Consider the following 20,114-nt stretch of genomic DNA (forward strand, 5'->3'; position numbering starts at 1 on the left):
GAAAGACGTACATTTAAATTAGCACTGCTAGTTTCTCTTCCCGGCCCTACTATGTGCGCCATGGCCCGACCGCGCAAGCCCCTCCTCAGCACCGACCGGATCGTCGAGACGGCCCGGGAACTCGTGGACGCGGAGGGCCTGGCGGCCGTCTCCACCCGGCGGCTCGCCACCGAGCTGGGAGTGAGCGGCCCCTCGCTCTACAACCACTTCCGCACCAAGGACGAGATCCTGGAGGCGGTCGCGGACTCGGTGAGCGGACAGGTCGACCTGACGATGTTCGAGGACGGCCGGGACTGGCGGACGGCACTGCGCGACTGGGCCGTCTCCTACCGGACCGCGCTGCGCGACCACCCCAACATCGTCCCGGTGCTGGCCCGCGGGCCCGGCCGCCGCCCCGCCGCCCTGCGGCTGGCCGACGCCGTGTACGGCGCGATGGTCGACGCGGGCTGGCCGCCGGCACAGGCCACGTCCATCGGCGCGCTGATGCGGTACTTCATCATGGGCTCCGCGCTCGGCTCCTTCGCGGGCGGCTTCGTGGACGACGCCAGTGCCTACGACCCGTGCGACTACCCCCACCTCGGGCAGGCCCACCTGCTCGCCGAGCAGCAGGAGAAGATCGACGAGCGGGCCTTCGAGACCGGGCTGAGCGCACTGCTCGACGGGCTGGGGCAGCAGTACGAACAGGCGCGGCGGAGCGTGTGAGGGCGCGTGGACGTTTCGGCCGGCGCCGAAACGCCGGTGCCGCATGCTGGACGCATGGCCACCAAGGACTCCCGGGCCGCCGGGCTCGCCGCGCTCGCCTCGCTGGTCGCCGACGAGACGCGGGCCGCCTGTCTGCTGGCGCTGCTGGACGGACGGGCCTGGACCGCCGGGGAACTGGCCCGGCACGCCGGGGTGGCCCCGTCCACGCTCAGTGAGCACCTGGGCAGGCTGGTCGCCGGCGGGCTGCTCGCACAGGAACGGCAGGGGCGGCACCGGTACGTGCGGCTGGCCGACACGCGCACGGCCCAGCTCGTCGAGGACCTGGCCGCCCAGGTGACGCCCGCGGGGACCGCGCGCCCGCGCACGCTGCGGGAGTCCAGCGCGGGCTCGGCGATGGCCCGGGGCCGTACCTGCTACGACCATCTCGCCGGCCGGCTGGGCATCGCGATCACGGACGCGTTCACCGAGCGGGGGCTGCTGCGCCAGGACACCGGGTTCGCGCTGACGGACGCGGGACTGCGCTGGTACGGCGCGGCGGGCATCCCGCTCGACCGGTCGGCCCGGCGGCCCCTGGCCCGGGCGTGCCTGGACTGGACCGAGCGGCGGCCCCATCTCGCGGGTGCGGCGGGCGCGGCGCTGTGCCGCCACGCGCTGGACGCGGGCTGGTGCGTGCGGATCGGTTCCGAACGGGCGGTGCGGGTCACCGCGCCGGGTGAGCGGGCGCTGCACGAGCTGCTGGGCATCGGGCGGGAGGCGTTGTGCTGAGCGCGGCCACGGGGGTGGAGGCCGCTGCGTGCCGGGCGCCGGGCGCGGGTCCGCCGCGGCCGGTCGCACCCGCCCGGCGGAGCCGCGCACCGGCGCGGCCCGCGCCCGCGCCGCCGCCCCAGGGCGCCGTCGCGTTTCCGCCAGCCGGTGTCCCGCCGTCCCGCCTAGCCTCAGGAGCATGATGCCGAAGGCCCCGCGCCACCCCTTGCTGCCCGCCGCCGCTGCCGCCCTCACCGTCGTGCTCTGGGCCTCCGCCTTCGTGGCGATCCGCAGCGCGGGCGACGCCTACTCGCCGGGGGCGCTGGCGCTCGGCCGGCTGCTGGCCGGAGCGCTGACGCTGGGCGTCCTGTGCGTCGTCCGGCGCGAGGGGCTGCCGCCGAGGTCGGCCTGGCGCGGCACAGCCCTTTCCGGGGTGCTCTGGTTCGGGTTCTACATGGTCGCCCTGAACTGGGGCGAGCAGCGGGTGGACGCCGGTACCGCCGCCCTGGTCGTGAACGTGGGCCCGCTGCTGATAGCACTGCTCGGGGCCCGGCTGCTGGGTGACCCGATGCCGCCGCGGCTGCTGGCGGGGATGGCCGTGTCCTTCGCCGGCGCCGTGACCGTGGGGCTCTCGATGTCGTCCGGGGGCGGCGGGGCCTCACTGCTCGGGGTGGCGGCGTGTCTGCTCGCGGCGGGGGCGTACGCCGCCGGGGTCGTGTCGCAGAAGCCCGCCCTCGGGCAGGGCAGCGCCCTGCAGGTGACGACGTTCGGGTGTCTGGTCGGCGCGGTGGTCTGCCTGCCGTTCGCCGGGCGGCTGGTGAGCGAGGCGGCCCGGGCTCCGGCGTCGGCGACCCTCGACATGGTCTACCTGGGGGTCTTCCCGACCGCGCTGGCCTTCACGACGTGGGCGTACGCCCTCGCCCGCACCACCGCCAGCCGGATGGGCGCGACCACCTACGCCGTGCCGGCGCTGGTCGTGCTGATGTCGTGGCTGGTGCTCGGCGAGGTGCCGGGGGCGCTCACGCTGGTGGGCGGGGTGCTGTGCCTGGCGGGCGTGGCGGTGTCGCGGTCCCGCACGGCCGGACGGTCGCGCCGGGTCGCGGCCGGGGAGCCGCGACCCGAGCGGGTCGGCTGAACCCGCGGTCGCCGGGCCCTCAGAACACCACCAGCGAGCGGCCGCCCCTGCCCGCGAGCATGTTCTCGAAGGCCGCCGGGATGCCCTCGAGCGTGATCCGCTCGGTGACCAGCGCCGAGAGGTCCAGCCGGCCCTCGCGCACGTGCTCGGCGAGGACCGGGACGTCGCGGGCCGGGTCGGTGTTGCCGTAGACGCAGCCGGACAGCGTGCGGCCCCAGTGGAAGATCTCCAGGGCATTGAAGGTGACCTCCTGGTCCTTGCCGCCGATGCCGACCACGGTCGTCCGGCCGCCCCGGCGGGTGGAGTCCCAGGCGGCGCGGATGCTGACCGCGCGGCCCACGCACTCCACGGCGACGTCGACGCCCTGCTTGCCGGTGAGGGCACGGATCTCGCGGGCCGTGGCGTCCGAGGCGAGGACGTAGTCGGTGGCTCCGGCCGCGCGGGCCAGTTCCTCCTTCCGCGGTGAGACGTCCACGGCGATGATCCGGGAGGCACCGGCGATACGGGCGGCCTGGAGCGCGGCGAGGCCGACACCGCCGGCGCCGAACACCGCGACCGTCTCGCCCTGCCGGACCCGCGCCGAGTGGTGGACGGCACCGTAACCGGTGAGGACGGCGCAACCGAGCAGGGCCGCGTCGGCGAGCGGGACGCCGTCGGGCAGGGGCAGCACGCAGGACGCCGCGACCACCGTCTCCTCCGCGAAGGCGGCGACGTTCAGGCCCGGGTGGAGCTCGGTGCCGTCGCTCGCGCGGGCGTGCACGCCGACCGCGCCGGCCAGCGCGTTGGCGCACAGCCAGACCTCGCCGAGCGCGCAGGCGTGGCAGGTGCCGCAGGACGGCGCCCAGTTGAGGACGACACGGGCGCCGGGCGCGACGTGGGTGACGCCCTCCCCCACGGACACCACGGTGCCGGCGCCCTCGTGGCCGAGGACCGCCGGGACCGGCACCCGCATGGTGCCGTTGGACAGGGACAGGTCGGAATGGCAGACCCCGGCGGCGGCGAGGCGGACGCGGACCTGCCCGGGGCCCGGGTCGGGCAGCTCGATGCCGGTGATCTCCAGGGGTGCGCCGATGGCGGGCAGGACGGCGGCTCGTACGGCCATGGCTCGCTGACTCCTCAGAACTGCAGGGACTTGGTCTGGAGGTACTCGGCCAGCCCGTGGCTGCCGAGTTCCCGGCCGATGCCGGACTGCTTGTAGCCGCCGAACGGGGCGAGCGGGTTGAACCGGCCGCCGTTGATGTCGACCTGGCCGGTGTCCATACGGCGGGCGAAGGCCACCGCCTCGGACTCCTCCCCCGCCCAGACGGCGCCCGCGAGCCCGTACACCGTACCGTTGGCGATGCGCAGGGCGTCCTCCTCGTCCTCGTAGCGCAGGACGGTCAGGACCGGGCCGAAGATCTCCTCCTGGGCGACGGTCATCTCCGGGGTGACGTCGGCGAGGACCGTCGGGCTGACGAAGTACCCCCGCTCGCACGGCGGTTCGGTGCCGCCCGCGACCAGGCGGGCACCCTCCGCGACGCCCTTCTCGACATAACCGAGCACGCGGTCGCGCTGCTTGGCGTTGACGACCGGGCCGATGCGGTCGCCGTACCCGGCGGCGGCGGCCGCGGCCAGTTCGACCGCCTCGTCGTACCGGTCGCGGTGGACCAGCATCCGGGTCCAGGCACTGCACGTCTGGCCGGAGTTGGACATCACGTTGGCGACGCCCACGGCCACGGCCCTGGCGAGGTCCGCGCTCGGCAGGATGACGTTGGCGGACTTGCCGCCCAGTTCCAGTGCCACCTTCTTGACGGCGGCGCCGGCCGCCGCGCCGACGAGCCGGCCGACCGCCGTGGAACCGGTGAAGGACACCAGGTCGACGTCCGGGTGCTCGGCGAGGGCCCGCCCGGCGACCGGGCCGAGACCGGTGACGAGGTTGAGGACACCGGCCGGGACTCCGGCCTCGTGGACGGCCTCGGCGAAGAGCTGGGCGGTGAGCGGAGTGTCCTCGGCGGGCTTGAGGACGACGGTGCAGCCGGCGGCCAGCGCGGGGGCGGCCTTGGCGACGATCTGGTGCAGCGGGTAGTTCCAGGGGGTGATCGCGCCGACCACACCGACCGGCTCGTGCAGCACGGTGGAGTTGCCGACCCGCTCCTCGAAGGAGTGGGTCGCGGCCAGTTCGGCGTAGGAGCCCGCGACCGCGATCGGCACGCTCGCGTGCACGGCCCGCGAGAACGGCAGCGGCGATCCCAGCTCGGCGGTGACCGTCTCGGCGATCTCGTCCTTGCGGGCGACGAGGACGTCGCGCAGGGCGGTCAGGCGTGCGGCGCGTTCGGTGGGGGGTGTGGCCGCCCAGGCCGCGAGGGCCGCGCGGGCGGCGCGTACGGCGGTGTCGACGTCCAGCGCGTCACCGGCCGGGACCCGGCCGACGACCTGTTCGTCGGCCGGGTTCACCACCTCGATCACGTCCCGGCCGGCGGCGGGGCGCCAGGCGCCGTCGATGTACAGGCCGTCGTGTGCCTTCATGCTGCTTCCTCCCGGCGGGTCTCCGTCGTCCGGCACACAAACTAGCGGCGATAGTTTTCGCGCGCCAGACTCGTCCGGGCGCCGGCGGTTCCCCGGCGCCCTGGCCCACCGGGACGTCGTCGCCGGATCCGCGGCGGCTCACTCCTCCAGGTCGGGCAGCCGGGCCGGGGACGGGCAGATGCGGTCGCCGTGCTGGTCGAAGACGAACAGGTGGGCGAGGTCGACGAGCAGGGGCACCTGCATGCCGTGCCGCAGCCGGATGTCGGGGGTGGTGCGGACCACCAGGTCGCCGGGGAGCCGGCCCTCCGGCGGCGCGGGCTCGGGCACGGTCTCCTGCGGCTGCTCCAGCACCGCCACGGGACCGGCCCGCAGTGACCCGGCCCGCTCCCGCAGCCGGTCCAGCACGCCCGCGCCCTCCCGTCGGCGCCGGCGGGCGGCCCGGGCGGCCGGGCGCGGGGCCTCCAGCTCGGGCACCACGGCGGGGCGCGAGCCGGTGTCGAAGTGCACGAGGGTCTCGTGCCCCTGGAACTCCATGTGCTCCACCAGTCCGGTCAGCGGCACCTCACCGGGCCGGGCGGCGCTGTGCCTGGCGATGCGCACCGCCTCGGAGCGCAGCCCGACGATGACCTCGCGGCCCTGCTGGACCCGGAGCAACTGGTGGTCGAGGGAGAGGGGTTCGGGCAGGCGCAGGTACTGCTTGCCGAGGCTGACGGTCATGGCGCCGTCGAGCGGGGCGCGGACCAGGCCGCGCAGCAGGTTGATGCGCGGGGTGCCGACGAAGGCGGCGACGAAGACGTTGCGGGGCAGCGCGTAGACCTCGCGCGGGGTGCCGACCTGCTGGAGTACCCCGCCGCGCAGCACGGCGACCCGGTCGCCGAGGGACATGGCCTCGGACTGGTCGTGCGTGACGTAGACCGTGGTGACGCCCAGCTCGCGGGTGAGCTGGGCTATCTCGGCCCGCAGGTGGTTGCGGAGCTTGGCGTCGAGGTTGGACAGCGGCTCGTCCATCAGGAAGGCGGAGGGGTGCCGGGCGATGGCCCGGCCCATGGCGACCCGCTGGCGTTCGCCGCCGGAGAGCTGGCCGGGGAACCGGTCGAGCAGGTCCTCGATGCCGAGCAGGCGGGCCGTCGCGTCCACGCGCGGGGCGGGATCCGCGGCGGGGGCCTCGATGCGCAGCGGGAAGCCGATGTTGTCGCGGCTGGACATGCTCGGATAGAGGGCGAAGTTCTGGAAGACCATGGCGATGTCCCGGTCGGCCGGCAGCCAGTCGTTGGCGTGCTCACCGTCGAGGAACAGGGCGCCGTCGTCGATCTCCTCGAGTCCGGCGATCATGCGGAGCACGGTGGACTTGCCGCAGCCGGAGGGGCCGAGCAGGACGAGGAACTCGCCGGGTGCGATGTCCAGCGAGACCCGGTCGACCACGCGGGGGCCCCGGGCGTAGGACTTGCTCACGTCGTGCAGAGAGATGGCGCGTGTCATGCGTGCTGCCCCCGGGCGCTGTGCGGAGCGCCGCTGCTCCGTGGTCCGGGGCCCCGTGCGGACGTACGGGGCCCAGGGGCATGCCGTCGCGTTCCCGCCGCGCGGCCGGCGGGAAGGGGACGACGGGCCCCACGAGTCACGGAAGCTAACGGAATGCGCCCGGCCGGGGAAGAGTGGTGACGATGTCCGCTGCCGAGCCCCAGGCGGGGCCCGAAACGGAAGGACGCGTTCGGCCCGCGGGGCCGCTGAAGGGGGCCGTGGGCGCGCAGTGTCAGCCGGTCGCGGTGAGGTGCGCGAAGACCACCACGTTGCTCGTGTAGCCGGTGCGCCGGCTGTACAGGCCGCCGCAGGTGAGCACGCGCAGCTCCGGACGCCGGGAGGGGCCGTAGACCTCCTTGTCGGGGAAGCCGGCCTTGTCGTACACCTTCACCCGGTCGACGCTGTAGACGGCGGTGCGGCCGTCCGCGCGCCTGACCTCGATCGGTTTGCCGGGCTGGACCTGGGCCAGGGCCGCGAAGACGGCGGCGCCGGTCCGGGTGTCGCGGTGGCCGACGGCGACCGCGGTGCCGGTCTCCCCCGGCGTGGGACCGTCCTGGTACCAGCCGACCTCCTTCGGGCGGTCCAGCGGCGGTGTCGACAACTGCTGTTCACGGTCGAGTCGCAGACCCATGACCGGGGCGTCGATCCCGAGGGACGGGATACGGAAGTCCGTCGGCCGGGACCGGGTGGACAGGGGCCGGGGCGGGGGTGCGTGGTCCGCCGGCTCCCCCTGCCGTCCGCCGCCGGACCGGCCGTCCGCGGTGGCCGGTCCGTCCGGTCCGCCGCACCGGACCCCCACCGTCACCAGGACGCCCGCGAGCAGGGCCGTCCTGGCGAGGCGGTAGGCGCGGGTCCGGTGCCACGGCCTGGGTCGGCGCCTACGCGGCACCATGGGGCCGCCGGCGGATCAGCCGGATGTACACCGCGCCGCTGACGGCGACCAGTCCGACGGCCGCGGCGGCCGCCACCGGCGAGAAGGCGCCCGTCATGTCGACGAGGCCGCCGCCGCCCGCGTGCACACCGCCCTTGGGGCCGTCGCTGCGGCCGCCGCCCGAGCTCCAGGCCGAGTCGCTCTGCCGGTGGTCCTCGATCTGGCCGCCCGGACCCGGCTGCCCCTCCGCCCGGCCGTCACGGCAGTTGACGCGGAAGACCTTCTCCTTCAGGGCCGGGGGCGTCCCCACGGTCCAGCTGACCTTGTACTGCCCGTCCGCGAGTCCCAGCGGGTCGGTGTGGCCCGCGCCGCCGGCGAGCTGGATGCTGCCCGTGACGGTGGCGGCGGTGGGCAGCGGGGGCTGGGGGGTGATGGTGTAGGAGATGGCGGGCAGCGAGTCGAAGTTGACGGCCTCGAGGAAGAACTTGCAGACCACCGGGTCGTCCTTCGCCGAGCCGATGAACGACGGCGGGTTGGTGGAGCGCGCGTTGTGGATCCTGATGTCGCCGTTCTCCCCCACCGCCGTCGCGGCCGGCGCCGCCACCCATGACGCGCCCGCCGCGGCGAGGGCGGTGAGGACGACGGTGGCACCCGCGCGGGAGAAGGTCCGTGGAAGTGTCAGGGTGGGCATGCAAGCTCCTCCGAGTTAGACGATTTTCATACAAATCGCTCTTCGTCTGGACTCTCACGCATGCGCTCCACGGTGTGCGGCACCAACGCCGGACGCGCCGTCAGATATCGCTCGTGCGGCGCAACGCCGGCCTTCCCCCGGTCCGCCCCCGGTGCCGAACCGGCCTCCGCGGACCGCGCTGCGCCCCTGCTCAGGCCGAGGTCGTGAGCCCCTCGGGCACGGGCGCCAGCTCGACCGGCACGCCGTTGAGGACCGCGTTGCCGGAGAGCGGGTCGAGCAGGCTGCCGTCGAGGAGCTGGTTGACGTTGACGCCCGGGTCGGTGCCGGCGTGGCTCAGCCGGACGCCGGGGCGGTCGTGGCCCCAGCCGTGCGGCAGGCTCACCACGCCCGGCCGGACCGCGTCGGTGACCTCGGCGGGCGCGGTGACCTCTCCCCCGGCGCCCTTGACCCGCACCGGTCGCCCGTCCGCTATGCCGAGGCGTGCGGCGTCCCGCGGGTTGAGCTGCAGGGTGCAGCGGTTGCTGCCGCCGGTGAGGGCGGGCACGTTGTGCATCCAGCTGTTGTTGGAGCGCAGGTGGCGGCGGCCGACGAGGACCAGTGCGGCGGGGCGCTCACGCAGGGCCTCACGCAGCCGGGGCAGGTCGCCGGCGATCGGCCCGGGCAGCAGTTCGACCTTGCCGCTCACGGTCTTCAGGAGCTGCGGCAGGCGCGGCCGCAGCGGACCGAGGTCGATGCCGTGCGGGTGGTCGAGGAGCCTCGCCAGCGTCAGCCCGTCGGGCCGGGCGCCGAAGCCGTCGCCGTAGGGACCCAGGCGCAGCATCAGGTCGAGCCGCCGCTCGGGGCCGCTCTCGCCGGTGAGCTGCGCGGCGAGTTCCCCGGGGTCGCGGCCGTGCACCGGGGAGCGGGGTTCCTGGACGGCCTTGCCGAGGGCCTGGTCGACGACCATCGCGTCCACGGCGGCCGGGTCGGCGCCGTGCATGCCGGTCGCGGCCAGGACCAGCCGGGCGAGGATCTCGGTCTCGGCCATGCGGCCGACCTCGAGGGGGACGGCGGGACGGCTGTAGCGGACCTGGTTGCGGACCGCGAGGGCGTTGAAGGCGAAGTCGTGGTGCGGGCTCTGCGAGGGCGGCGGCGGGGGCAGCACCACATCGGCGTGGCGGGAGGTCTCGTTGAGGTACGGGTCGACGCTGACCATGAAGTCCAGCGAGTGCAGGGCCTTGTCGAGGCGGTCGCCGTCGGGCGCGGACAGCACCGGGTTGGCGGCGACCACGACGAGCGCGCGGACCGGCTCGCCCTCGTCGGTCGCGGTGTCGATCTCCTCGGCGAGGGCCGAGAGCGGCAACTCGCCCTTGGCCTCCGGCAGATGGCGCACCCGGGAGTGCCAGCGGCCGAGGGCGAAGCCGTGGCCGGGGCCCACCGGACGGGGGGACCGCTCGGTGGCGGCCTGCGGGAAGAGGGCGCCGCCCGGCCGGTCCAGGTTGCCGGTGAGGACGTTGAGGACGTCGACCAGCCAGCTCGCGAGGGTGCCGTGCGGGACGGTGCAGCTCCCGATGCGCGCGTAGACGGCCGCGGCGGGGGCGGCTGCGAGCTCGCGGGCGAGGGTGCGGATGAGGTCCGCGTCGAGGTCGCAGGCCGCGGCCACCGCCTCGGGGGTGAAGTCGGCCAGCGCCGAACGGAGTTCGCCGACGTCCTGGACGTGCGGGGCGAGCGCGCCGAGATCGGTCAGCTCCTCCTCGAACAGTACGGTGGCCAGCGCGGCGAGCAGCAGGGCGTCGGTGCCGGGGCGGATGGCGAGGTGCCGGTCGGCGAGCTTCGCGGTGCGGGTGCGGCGGGGGTCCACCACGGTGAGCCGCCCGCCGCGCGCCCTGAGGGCCTTGAGCCGGCCGGGGAAGTCCGGGGCGGTGCACAGACTCCCGTTGGAGTCCAGGGGGTTGGCGCCGATCAGCAGCAGGTGGTCGGTGCGGTCGAGGTCGGGGACCGGAATGGCGTTCGCGTCACCGAAGAGCAGGCCGCTGGAGACGTGTTTGGGCATCTGGTCGACCGTGGAGGCGGTGAAGAGGCTGCGGGTGCGCAGGGCGGCCAGCAGGACCGGCGGGTAGAGGGCACCGGCCATGGTGTGCACGTTGGGGTTGCCGAGCACCACTCCCAGGGCGTGGGGCCCGTACCGCTCGACGACCGGGCGCAGACCCGCGGCGACCGCGTCGAAGGCCTCCTCCCAGGTGGCCTCGCGCAGCGCGCCGTCCTCGCGGACCAGCGGCACGCGCAGCCGGTCGGGGTCGCCGTCGACGGCCCCGAAGGAGGCGCCCTTGGGGCAGATGAAGCCCTTGCTGAAGACGTCCTCGCGGTCGCCGCGGGCACCGGTGACCCGGGTGCCCTCGACGGTGAGGGTCAGCCCGCAGGTGGCCTCGCACAGGGGGCAGATTCGCAGGGCGGTGCGGGGCACGGGTCCTCCCGGAGGATCGGCGGCGGTACCGGGCCCGCCGCGGTGGGCCCGGGCGGGCTCCGGCGGGCTCGGGGGCGAGCATACCGACCGGTAGGCATGGAGGGGAGCCCCCCGCGGCGGCCGTGGCCGCGGGCGGGGGTCAGTCGAGGACGCGCGCCAGGTAGGCCCGCAGCAGTTCACGGGTCTCCCGGATGATCGCCGCGTCCCCCTCGGGATCGACCCGGAAGGCGAGCTGCACGAGGGTGTCGGCGCTCTCCACGGCCACCAGGAAGACCCGGCGCAGATCCTCGCCGGGAGTACGGCCGAGGTGGCCGGAGAGCAGGCCGGTGAGCCGTTCGGCGACCCGGGTGTTGGGCTCCGACTGCCGGTTGCCGACCGGGATCTGGTTGCCGAAGTCCACGAGGGAGAAGCCGGGCGCGGTGCGCTTCATGGCCAGGTACTCGTCCAGTACGGCGTCCACGGCGGCCCGCCAGTCCCCCCGCCGCCCGCCCTTCAGCCGCTCCCCGACGCGTTCGGTGTACCGCTCCAGGTTGCGCTGGGCGAGGGCGTCGGCCATCTGCCGCTTGTTGCCGAAGAAGCGGTAGACCGAGCCGATGGGCACCTCGGCGCGCGCGGCCACCGCCCGGGTGCTCAGCGCGTCGTAGCCGACCTCGTCGAGGAGGTCGGCGCAGGCGTCGAGGATCCTGGTCAGCCGTTCCGCGCTGCGCCGCTGGACGGGCGCGCGGCGAAGCGATGTCGCGTGGGGCACGGACTTCATGATGCCTCTCCGCCGGGGCCGGGTGAACCTCACCCCCCGGTACGGTGAAAGGTGGCCGTTGCACTCATCGGCGGCCCGGACCGGGGCCGTCGCACCCGCCCACGGCACGGCACGGGACGGCGCGGCCGCGGCACTCGCCCGCGTCACCCGGCCCGTCACCCCGCACCCCCGGAGGTCCATTTCCCGCCCGCCTCCGGGGGCGGATCCGGCGCGAGAACCCGAGACCCCCTTGCGCACACCTCCCGCGATTCCTACGGTGTTGCATAGGAATCGGGAGCGCAAGGGAGCGATCAATGAGCGGGGACGCGCGGAAGACCGCCGAGGGACTGTCGTACCTGACCGGGTTCGGCAACGAACACGCCTCGGAGGCGGTGCCCGGCGCCCTGCCCGAGGGACGCAACTCGCCGCAGCGCGCGCCGCTCGGCCTGTACGCCGAGCAGCTCAGCGGCTCGGCGTTCACCGAGCCCCGGGCGCACAACCGGCGCTCCTGGCTGTACCGCATCCGCCCGTCGGCCGCGCACCCCGCGTTCACCCGCACCGGCAACGGCGCGATCCGCACGGCGCCCTTCACCGAGACCGTGCCCGACCCCAACCGGCTGCGCTGGAACCCGCTGCCCGAGCCGCCGGCCGGCACCGACTTCCTGGCGGGGCTGTGGACACTGGGCGGCAACGGCGACGCGGCCCAGCGCACCGGCATGGCCGTGCACCTGTACCACGCCGACGCCTCGATGGAGCGGGTCTTCTCCGACGCCGACGGGGAGCTGCTGATCGTGCCGGAGCGCGGCGGCCTGCTGCTGCACACCGAGTTCGGCCGGCTCCAGGTGGAGCCCGGACACGTGGCGCTGGTTCCGCGCGGGGTGCGCTTCCGGGTGGAACTGCTCGACACGGCGCCGGACGGCGGACGGAGCCCGGCCGCCCGCGGCTACGTGTGCGAGAACTACGGTGCGCCGTTCCAGCTTCCCGACCTCGGGCCCATCGGCGCCAACGGGCTGGCCAACGCCCGTGACTTCCGGGCGCCGGTCGCCGCGTACGAGGAGGTGGAGGGACCGGTGGAGGTGGTCAACAAGTTCTGCGGCAACCTCTGGACCGCCGTGTACGACCACTCCCCGCTCGATGTGGTCGCCTGGCACGGCAACCATGTGCCGTACGTCTACGACCTGCGTCGCTTCAATGTGATCGGGAGCATCTCCTACGACCACCCCGACCCGTCCGTCTTCACGGTGCTGACCTCCCCGTCGGACACCCCGGGCCTGGCCGGCGTCGACTTCGTGGTGTTCGCCCCGCGCTGGCTGGTGGGCGAGGACACCTTCCGGCCGCCGTACTTCCACCGGAACGTGATGAGCGAGTACATGGGCCTCATCGAGGGCGCCTACGACGCCAAGGCCGAGGGGTTCGTGCCGGGCGGCGGCTCGCTGCACAACATGATGTCGGCGCACGGCCCGGACCGGGAGACCTTCGACCGGGCGAGCGCGGCCGAACTGAGGCCGCAGCGGGTCGACGACGGGCTCGCGTTCATGTTCGAGACCCGCTGGCCGCTGACGCTCGCCCCGCAGGCGGCCGGGGCCGGCCACCTCCAGCAGCGCTACGACGACGTCTGGCAGGGTCTCGAGCGTCACTTCCGCTCATCGTGACGGCTCCGTTGCACCGAACGATCCCGAACAGGTACGGATGACCCGTGACCTCCTTCGCCCCGGATTCCATCGTCCTGAACCGCAAGCTGCCGCTGTGGTACCAGGTGTCGCAGTCGCTGCGCGCCTCGATACTCGGCCGCTCACCGCGGGACCCGCTGCGCCTGCCCACCGAGGAGCAGCTCGCGGAGCACTACGGGGTGAGCGTGCTCACCATGCGGCAGGCGCTCAAGGAACTGGAGGACGAGGGGCTGATCAGCCGGCACCGGCGGCGCGGCACGTTCATCGAGCCCGACGCGCGGCGCGGCGCCCCGGTGCGGCTGCTGGGCTCGGTGGACGCGATCGTCGCCCAGCAGTCCGGCATGACCACCGAACTGCTGGAGCAGGGCAGCACCCCGGTGACCGGCGAACTCGCCGAGCACTTCCCGGACCTGGCGGAGGTGGCGACGTACCACCGGCTGCGCAGCGACGAGAAGACCGGCGAGCCGACCAACCACGCCCGCAACCACGTCCGCCCCGAACTCGCCGCGCGCATCGACGTGCGGGACCTGGTCCGCTGGCCGATGACGAAGGTGCTGCGGGACGCCGTCGGGGCGGACATCAGCCGCATCACGGACACCGTGGAGGCCCGGCTCGCCGACCCGGAGACGGCACGGCTGCTCCGGGTGCCGCTGCTCAGCCCGATCCTGCACTACACGGGCGTGACCTATGACGCGGCCGGCCGGGCGCTGGACGTGGCGGTCATCCACTACCGGGGTGACCGCTTCTCCTTCACGGTGACCCTGGACGCCACCTGACCCGGCCGCCACCGGCAGGCTCTACGATGCCCAGCGTGACGCACGACGACGCTCCGCCGCTGGCGGACCTCATGCCGTGGTCCGTCGCACCGCTGCGGCCGGGCCGCGCCTGGCCGACGGCGCCCGACCCCGGCTCCCTGCGGGCCCGCTGGGACGCGCTGCTCAGGGCCGGGGGCCCGGACCGGGAGGCCCTGTTCGAGCCGACCCGTTCCCGCACCGCGCACACCGCGGTGGGCCAGCTCCCCGGCCAGTCATCCGGCACCGAACGGCTGGCGCGCGCCGAGGGCCCCTGCGCCGAGCCGGTACGGGTGCTGGCGGCGCCCTTCGACGAGCAGTGGCTGATCCCGGACCACCGGCTGCTCGACGCGGCCCGGCCGGAGCTGTGGCGGGTGGCGGGCGAGCGGCAGGTGTTCCTGGTCGAGGCGGGCGACGACGGTCCGCCGCTCGCGACCTCGCTCCTGCCGCTGCTGCGCCCCGGCCGCGTCCGGCCGCTGTACCGCCGCCCGGACGGCACGGAGCCGAACCTGGCCCCCGGTCTGCCGGACCACCTGGCCGCCCTGCTGGGGGAACGGCCCACGGCCATGGACGTGCTGGCCTGGATCCTGGCGACGGTCCGCCCGGACCGCACCGTCCCGCTCACCCGGGACGCCGATGTCTGGGCGGCCGGCGTGGAGCTGGGGCGCCGTGCGCTGTGGCTGATGCGCCGCGACGGCGAGCGCCCCAAACTGCCCGGCGGCCGCCGCCCCTACGTCCGCGCGCCCCTGCCCGCACGGCCCCTGAGCCTGCGTTACGACCGCGAGGAGGAGGCACTGCACCTCGACGGGGGCCGGGTCGCCCCCGTGCCGCCGCAGGCCTGGGACCACGAGGTGGGCGGGGTCCGGGTGCTCGAGGCCTGGTTCGCGGCCCGCACCGCTGCGGCGGAGCCCGGCACCCTGGCCGCGATCCGTCCCGCCGCCTGGCCGCAGGTGTGGACGTCGGAACTGCTGGAGCTGGTCACCGTGCTGGCCCTGCTGGCGGAACTGGGCCCGCGGCGCGCCGCCCTGGACATCACCTCTCCGGTCACCGCGGCCGAGCTGCGCCGCGCGGGCGTGCTGCCGGTCCCGGCCTCCGCCCGCCGCCCCGCCTCGGTCCTGGACCACCGGGAGGAGGGCCCGGACGGACAGTTCGCCCTGCTCTGAGGGCGTCCCGCCCCCTCCCCCGCGTGGGCACACGGCGTCGGACGCGGCGCACCGCAGGGCGCAGGGCCGTCCTCGTACTGGCGCATCCGGGCGATCCGCCGACGCGGCGAGGTGCCGCAGCCGTCCTCGTGCGCCCACCGGGGGCGGCGGACAGCCCTCAGGGCCCGTGGCGAGAGTCCCGTCGTCCGCCCCGAGGAGCGGGCCCCGCGGCGTCCGCTCGCCCGCGGAACGGGCGGCGCGGCGCCGGCGCCCCGTCGGCCGGTGGTGGGCGCCGCGCGCGGTGCCGGTCCACGGGCCGGTGCAGGGGGCCCGGCGGCGGGGTACTGACAGGACCGCCGGTCAGGGGAGATCATCCGGCACATGGATCATCTGCCGCTGCCCCTGGAGGGCATCACCGTCGTCGCCGTCGAACAGGCCGTGTCCGCGCCCTTCGCCACCCGGCAGCTCGCCGACCTGGGCGCCCGGGTCGTCAAGGTGGAGCGGATCGACGGGGGCGACTTCGCACGGGGCTACGACACCGCCGCCGGGGGTCTCGCCTCGCACTTCGTGTGGTGCAACCGCGGCAAGGAGTCCATCGCCCTGGACCTGAAGGACCCGCGCGGCCTGGCGGTCGTACGGCGGCTGGTCGAGGACGCGGACGTGTTCGTGCAGAACCTCGCCCACGGAGCCGCCGCCCGGCTGGGGCTGGACGCGGCCACGCTGTGCGCGGCGCACCCGCGGCTGATCGCGGTGGACATCTCCGGGTACGGCGGCTCGGGGCCGTACGCGGACAAGCGGGCGTACGACATGCTCGTGCAGTGCGAGGCCGGCCTGGTGTCGGTGACCGGGACGCCCGGGCAGCCGGTCAAGGCGGGCATTCCGGCGGCGGACATCGCGGCGGCCATGTACGCCTTCTCCGGCGTGCTGGCCGCGCTGGTCCGGCGGGGCACCACCGGCCGCGGCGGGCCGGTGGAGGTGTCGATGCTGGAGGCCCTCGCGGAATGGATGGGGCATCCGCTGCACCACGCGATGCACGGGGGCGAGCCGCCGGTCCGCACCGGACTCGCGCACGCCGTGATCGCGCCCTACGACGCCTATCCCACGGTGGACGGCGGACGGGTGCTGCTCTCGGTGCAGAACGACCGGGAGTGGTGCCGGCTGGCCGAACAGGTCATGGGAAGGCCGGAGTTGGCGACGGACCCGGACTTCGCGACCAACGCGGCCCGGGTGGCGAACCGGGGGCGGACCGACGAACTGGTCGCGCGGGCGCTCGGAGCCCTCGGCGCCGACGAGGCGCTGGCCCGGCTGGAGCAGGCCGGGATCGCCTGCGCGCGACTGCGCGACCTGCACGAACTGGCGGAGCATCCGCAGCTCGCGGCCCGGGAGCGATGGCGTCGGGTGGGGACGCCGGCCGGGCCGCTGAAGGCGCTGCTGCCTCCCATCACGCTGCCGGGCGGGGACGAGGCACGGATGGGCGACGTGCCCGCGCTCGGACAGCACACCGGGACCCTGCTGCGTGCCGTGGGGATGACGGACGAGGAGATCGCGGCGTTGCGCGGGGACGGTGTGGTGGCCTGAGCGCGAACCGGGACAGGCTCGGCGACCGCCGGGCCGCTCAGGCGCCCCGCTGGGCCTCGCCCGGTACTCGGCTCGGGGTCGCTCAGTGCCCGCCGAACAGCGAACGGCGCAGCCGGCGCAGCGGCGCGAACAGGGAGACCCGGCTGACCCGCCGGCCCCGGTCGCTGCGCTGGTGCGCGGCACCACGTGTCGTCAGCTCGCGCATCAGTGAGGTGGCCTCGGCCGTCTCGCCCTGCGGTATGGCGGGACCCGCCAGCACCGACAGATGGCGGTCGAGGCGCGAACTGGTCGCGCTGCTCCCGCAGGTGATCGCAGGAACCCTGGCCCTGCTGCGCACTGTTATCTGCTCCATGTCACTCCCCACCCGTACGAGTCCACCCGGCCCGGGCAGGGTAACCCTATCGCCCCGGTGGAGCACCCGTGTATCTCGCCCACGTGATTCACCTTCCCCACAAGGAGGTTGACCATGCCTAGCCGACTACTCTCCGAATCCGACCGCATTCAGGGTGAGTTGGGCAACCGGCTGACCAGTGGGCTGAGCAGAGCCACCGCCGGGCTCGACGGTTACGGCGAGTGACGTCGACGAGCGGCCGAGCCCCTTGGCCACCAGGGGCGTGTCGCCCGCGAGGAGGCCCAGGGAGCGCGGTAGCGCATGGGGGCGCATGAGCCAGAGCTGATGCACGCGGCCACCGGAAGGGGTGCCGTATCCGCTGAGGGTGACGACGGCCCGCCCCTCCGATACGGAGGCGATCACTCCGATACCGCGGCCCCGAGCGTCCTCGCTCGCGGTGGCGCGGGCGTCGGGAGCGGCGAGAACGTGGGCGATCTCACGTCCCCGGGCCTGCTCCGCGGCGAGCCGGTCCTGGGTGCGGTTCGCCTGGACGGCGAAGAGGGACGCGACGACCAGGGCCGCGGCGGCGGTCGCCGTGGCGAACGGGACGAACAGGGAGCGCGCCCGGGGCGTACGGGCGCGCGCGGGTGGGGGCGTGCCACCCCAGACGTGCGGCGGCAGTTGGGGGGCGCGCTCCCGGACGGGCGACTGCTCCTGAGGGGTGGTCCGGACCGCGGCGAGCACCCGGTCGCGCAGGGCGGCGGGCGCGGGGCTGGCCGCGGACCAGGCCAGGCGTACCGCGTCCTCGGACAGCGCCCGGGTCTCGGCGGCGCAGCGGTCGCAGTGCGCCAAGTGCTTCTCGAAGCGCCGCCGTTCGCCGGGTTCGAGGGCGTCCAGCGCGTAGGGGGCGGCGAGGGAGTGCAGGTCCCCGCGGCCCAGCAGGCGGCCGAGGATGCTCACGCGGCACCTCCCAGGCACTCGCGCAGCCGGGTGAGGCCGTCGCGCATCCGGGTCTTGACCGTGCCGAGCGGCAGCGAGAGCCGCTCCGCCACCTCACGGTAGGTGTAGCCGTCGTAGTAGGCCAGGGTGACCGACTGGCGTTGCAGTGCCGTGAGCCGCTTCAGGCAGCGGCGCACCCACTCGCGCTCCAGGCCGGCCTCCACCTCCTCGGCGACGTGGTCGAAGGCCGGTTCCCCGGCCCGCAGCGCCTCCCGCTGCTCGCGTTCGCCGGCCGCGCGGGCGCTGCGCACCCGGTCGACGGCGCGGCGGTGGGCGAGGGTGAGGATCCAGGACAGGGCACTGCCCCGCCGGGGATCGAACCGGCCCGCGGAGCGCCACAGTTCCAGCAGCACCTCCTGGGCCACCTCCTCGGACTGCGAGGGATCGCGCACCACCCGCCGGACGAGCCCGAACACCGGTCCGGACACCAGTGCGTAGAGGTCCTCGAACGCCCGCTGGTCGCCGCCCGCCACGAGCACCAGCAATTCGTCCGCCTCCACCCCGGTTCGCCCTCCGTGGCCACAGCCGGCCCGGCCCCCGCCTCTGACTCCACGCATCCGCACGAGCGCACACCTCCGGCGGTTGATACGCATCGGCGGGTCGAAAACGCGGGTCCCGGAAGGTCCAAAAGAAATTTCCCGGCCGACCAATCCGATCGGCGATCCCGCTCCGTATACCCGTCCGTCAAAGCAAGTCGGTATCGAGGACGGACGGCATGACACCTCTCTTCTCCAGGAGCGGCACCGGTCGCAAGGGCCTGGTCACGCTCATCTGTGGTGCGCTGGCCGCCGGAGGGCTCGCAGCCGCCGGCGTCGCCACGCTGGAACCCGGGGCGGCCTCCGCCTCCTCCCACCGCGAGGCCCCGCTGATCTCGGGGACCCCGCAGTACGACAACACGGACCTGTACGCGTTCGTCAGCCCGGACAAGCCCGACACCACGACGATCGTGGCCGACTGGATCCCGTTCGAGGAGCCGGCCGGCGGCCCGAACTTCTACACGTTCGCGGACGACGCGCAGTACGACATCCACATCGACAACAACGGGGACGCGCAGGGCGAGCTGCTGTTCCGCTACACCTTCAGGACGCACACGAAGAACGGCGACACGTTCCTGTACAACACCGGTCCCGTCACCAGCCTCGACGACCCGGACCTCAACATCACGCAGACGTACGACATCGACCTGATCCGCACGAGGCACGGGCACGAGATGTCGCGGACGAAGCTCGCGGACGACGTGCCGGTGGCACCGTCGAACGTGGGCAAGGCGTCCATGCCGGACTACGGCAAGCTGCGCTCGCAGGCCGTGTACAAGGCCGCGGGCGGCGCCACCACCTTCGCCGGCCAGGCCGACGACCCGTTCTTCCTGGACCTGCGGGTGTTCGACCTGCTGTACGGCGGCAACCTCACCGAGGTCGGCCGGGACACGCTCAAGGGCTACAACGTCAACACGATCGCGCTCCAGGTGCCGAACGACCTGATACGCGAGTCGGGCGAGCAGCCGATCGTCGGCATCTGGTCGACCACCCAGCGCCGCAACGCGCAGGGCTACTACGCGCAGGTCTCGCGTCTCGGCAACCCGCTGGTGAACGAGGTCGTCAACCCGCAGAAGGACAAGGACAGGTTCAACGCGTCGCAGCCCGCGTACGACGCCCAGTTCCTGAAGAACGTGACCAACCCCGAGCTGCCGAAGCTCATCGAGGGCATCTACAAGATCAAGGCGCCCGCCGAGCCGCGCAACGACCTGGTCGACGTCTTCCTCAAGGGCGTCAAGGGTCTCAACCAGCCGCCCAACGTGAAGCCTTCGGAGCAGTTGCGGCTGAACACCTCGATCAAGCCGAGCATGCATCCCAAGCGGCTGGGCGTCCTGGACGGCGACAACGCGGGCTTCCCGAACGGCCGCCGGCTCACCGACGACGTGATCGACGAGGCGCTCCAGGTGGTGGAGGGCGAACTGGTCGGTGCCAAGAACGACCTGGGCGACGCGGTGGACAAGAACGACAAGAAGTTCGGGAAGTACTTCCCGTACGTCGCCGAGCCCACCGCCGGATCGCGCGGCGCGCTCGCCAAGGGCACCACCAAGGGCGCGGACGTGCGCAGCCAGCTCGGCGACGCGCTGCAGCCGGCCGGGGCCGGCTCGGCCGGCTCCGGGAACACCGTGCTGATCGCCGCCTCGGCGGCCTCGGGCGCGGCCGGCATCCTGCTGATCGGCACCGCGCTCGCCTGGTGGCGCCGCCGGATGCAGCGCGCGTACTGAC

18 protein-coding genes are annotated in these 20,114 nt (G+C 74.3%); 8 read left to right on the top strand and 10 right to left on the bottom strand.

What is annotated here, in order from left to right:
- The first annotated feature begins 60 nt into the window (after positions 1-60).
- The 3 genes from MXD57_RS13640 to MXD57_RS13650 all read left to right on the top strand — a co-directional run bounded on the left by MXD57_RS13640 (position 61) and on the right by MXD57_RS13650 (position 2,581).
- Positions 61-702: a TetR/AcrR family transcriptional regulator gene (locus MXD57_RS13640; RefSeq protein ID WP_250401656.1), complete on the top strand. Its 642-nt coding sequence runs from the start codon at positions 61-63 to the stop codon at positions 700-702.
- Between the two features lie 54 nt (positions 703-756).
- Positions 757-1,467: an ArsR/SmtB family transcription factor gene (locus MXD57_RS13645; RefSeq protein ID WP_250401657.1), complete on the top strand. Its 711-nt coding sequence runs from the start codon at positions 757-759 to the stop codon at positions 1,465-1,467.
- Positions 1,468-1,645: 178 nt separating this feature from the next.
- A complete protein-coding gene (locus MXD57_RS13650) occupies positions 1,646-2,581 on the top strand; it encodes a DMT family transporter (RefSeq protein ID WP_374114691.1) in 936 nt (311 codons plus the stop codon).
- Between the two features lie 19 nt (positions 2,582-2,600).
- Here MXD57_RS13650 and MXD57_RS13655 read toward each other — a convergent pair whose 3' ends face one another.
- The 7 genes from MXD57_RS13655 to MXD57_RS13685 form a co-directional block, all read right to left on the bottom strand.
- On the bottom strand, positions 2,601-3,683 hold the full coding sequence (locus MXD57_RS13655) for a Zn-dependent alcohol dehydrogenase (protein ID WP_250401658.1): 1,083 nt from the start codon (positions 3,681-3,683) through the stop codon (positions 2,601-2,603).
- Positions 3,684-3,697: 14 nt separating this feature from the next.
- Positions 3,698-5,086 (bottom strand): aldehyde dehydrogenase family protein, encoded by a 1,389-nt coding sequence (locus tag MXD57_RS13660; protein ID WP_250401659.1) that lies wholly within the window; start codon positions 5,084-5,086, stop codon positions 3,698-3,700.
- Between the two features lie 138 nt (positions 5,087-5,224).
- Complete coding sequence (locus MXD57_RS13665) at positions 5,225-6,565, bottom strand: ABC transporter ATP-binding protein (RefSeq protein WP_250401660.1); 1,341 nt, start codon at positions 6,563-6,565, stop codon at positions 5,225-5,227.
- 271 nt (positions 6,566-6,836) lie between these two features.
- Positions 6,837-7,496 carry a class F sortase gene (locus MXD57_RS13670; protein WP_250401661.1) on the bottom strand — a complete coding sequence of 220 codons (660 nt, stop codon included), beginning with the start codon at positions 7,494-7,496 and terminating at the stop codon, positions 6,837-6,839.
- Positions 7,483-8,166: a hypothetical protein gene (locus MXD57_RS13675; protein ID WP_250401662.1), complete on the bottom strand. Its 684-nt coding sequence runs from the start codon at positions 8,164-8,166 to the stop codon at positions 7,483-7,485. Before MXD57_RS13675 ends, MXD57_RS13670 begins: the two co-directional genes overlap by 14 nt.
- Positions 8,167-8,356: 190 nt before the next feature.
- Positions 8,357-10,609 carry a molybdopterin oxidoreductase family protein gene (locus MXD57_RS13680; protein ID WP_250401663.1) on the bottom strand — a complete coding sequence of 751 codons (2,253 nt, stop codon included), beginning with the start codon at positions 10,607-10,609 and terminating at the stop codon, positions 8,357-8,359.
- Positions 10,610-10,748: 139 nt separating this feature from the next.
- Complete coding sequence (locus tag MXD57_RS13685) at positions 10,749-11,366, bottom strand: TetR/AcrR family transcriptional regulator (RefSeq protein WP_250401664.1); 618 nt, start codon at positions 11,364-11,366, stop codon at positions 10,749-10,751.
- Between the two features lie 293 nt (positions 11,367-11,659).
- Between MXD57_RS13685 and hmgA the strand changes: the two genes are divergently transcribed.
- From hmgA to MXD57_RS13705, 4 genes are all read left to right on the top strand, one after another.
- Positions 11,660-12,997 (top strand): homogentisate 1,2-dioxygenase, encoded by a 1,338-nt coding sequence (gene hmgA, locus MXD57_RS13690; RefSeq protein WP_250401665.1) that lies wholly within the window; start codon positions 11,660-11,662, stop codon positions 12,995-12,997.
- A 44-nt stretch (positions 12,998-13,041) separates the two neighbouring features.
- Entirely contained in the window at positions 13,042-13,791 is a 750-nt protein-coding gene (locus tag MXD57_RS13695; protein ID WP_250401666.1) for a GntR family transcriptional regulator, read from the top strand.
- A 26-nt stretch (positions 13,792-13,817) separates the two neighbouring features.
- Positions 13,818-14,969, top strand: coding sequence for a type ISP restriction/modification enzyme (locus tag MXD57_RS13700; protein ID WP_250401667.1), 1,152 nt, complete (start codon positions 13,818-13,820; stop codon positions 14,967-14,969).
- A gap of 360 nt (positions 14,970-15,329) precedes the next feature.
- Positions 15,330-16,526, top strand: a complete 1,197-nt coding sequence (locus tag MXD57_RS13705; protein ID WP_250401668.1) for a CaiB/BaiF CoA transferase family protein — start codon at positions 15,330-15,332, stop codon at positions 16,524-16,526.
- Positions 16,527-16,608: 82 nt separating this feature from the next.
- Here MXD57_RS13705 and MXD57_RS13710 read toward each other — a convergent pair whose 3' ends face one another.
- From MXD57_RS13710 to MXD57_RS13720, 3 genes are all read right to left on the bottom strand, one after another.
- Positions 16,609-16,878 carry a hypothetical protein gene (locus tag MXD57_RS13710; protein ID WP_250401669.1) on the bottom strand — a complete coding sequence of 90 codons (270 nt, stop codon included), beginning with the start codon at positions 16,876-16,878 and terminating at the stop codon, positions 16,609-16,611.
- A 126-nt stretch (positions 16,879-17,004) separates the two neighbouring features.
- On the bottom strand, positions 17,005-17,817 hold the full coding sequence (locus MXD57_RS13715) for an anti-sigma factor (protein ID WP_250401670.1): 813 nt from the start codon (positions 17,815-17,817) through the stop codon (positions 17,005-17,007).
- Positions 17,814-18,356, bottom strand: coding sequence for a sigma-70 family RNA polymerase sigma factor (locus MXD57_RS13720; protein WP_250401671.1), 543 nt, complete (start codon positions 18,354-18,356; stop codon positions 17,814-17,816). The genes MXD57_RS13715 and MXD57_RS13720 overlap by 4 nt, the downstream gene beginning before the upstream one ends.
- 215 nt (positions 18,357-18,571) lie before the next feature.
- Between MXD57_RS13720 and MXD57_RS13725 the strand changes: the two genes are divergently transcribed.
- Positions 18,572-20,113, top strand: a complete 1,542-nt coding sequence (locus MXD57_RS13725) for a DUF4331 domain-containing protein (RefSeq protein WP_250401672.1) — start codon at positions 18,572-18,574, stop codon at positions 20,111-20,113.
- Position 20,114: the final 1 nt, after the last annotated feature.

It is taken from the genome of Streptomyces cellostaticus (assembly GCF_023630175.1).
Lineage (GTDB): Bacteria > Actinomycetota > Actinomycetes > Streptomycetales > Streptomycetaceae > Streptomyces > Streptomyces cellostaticus_A.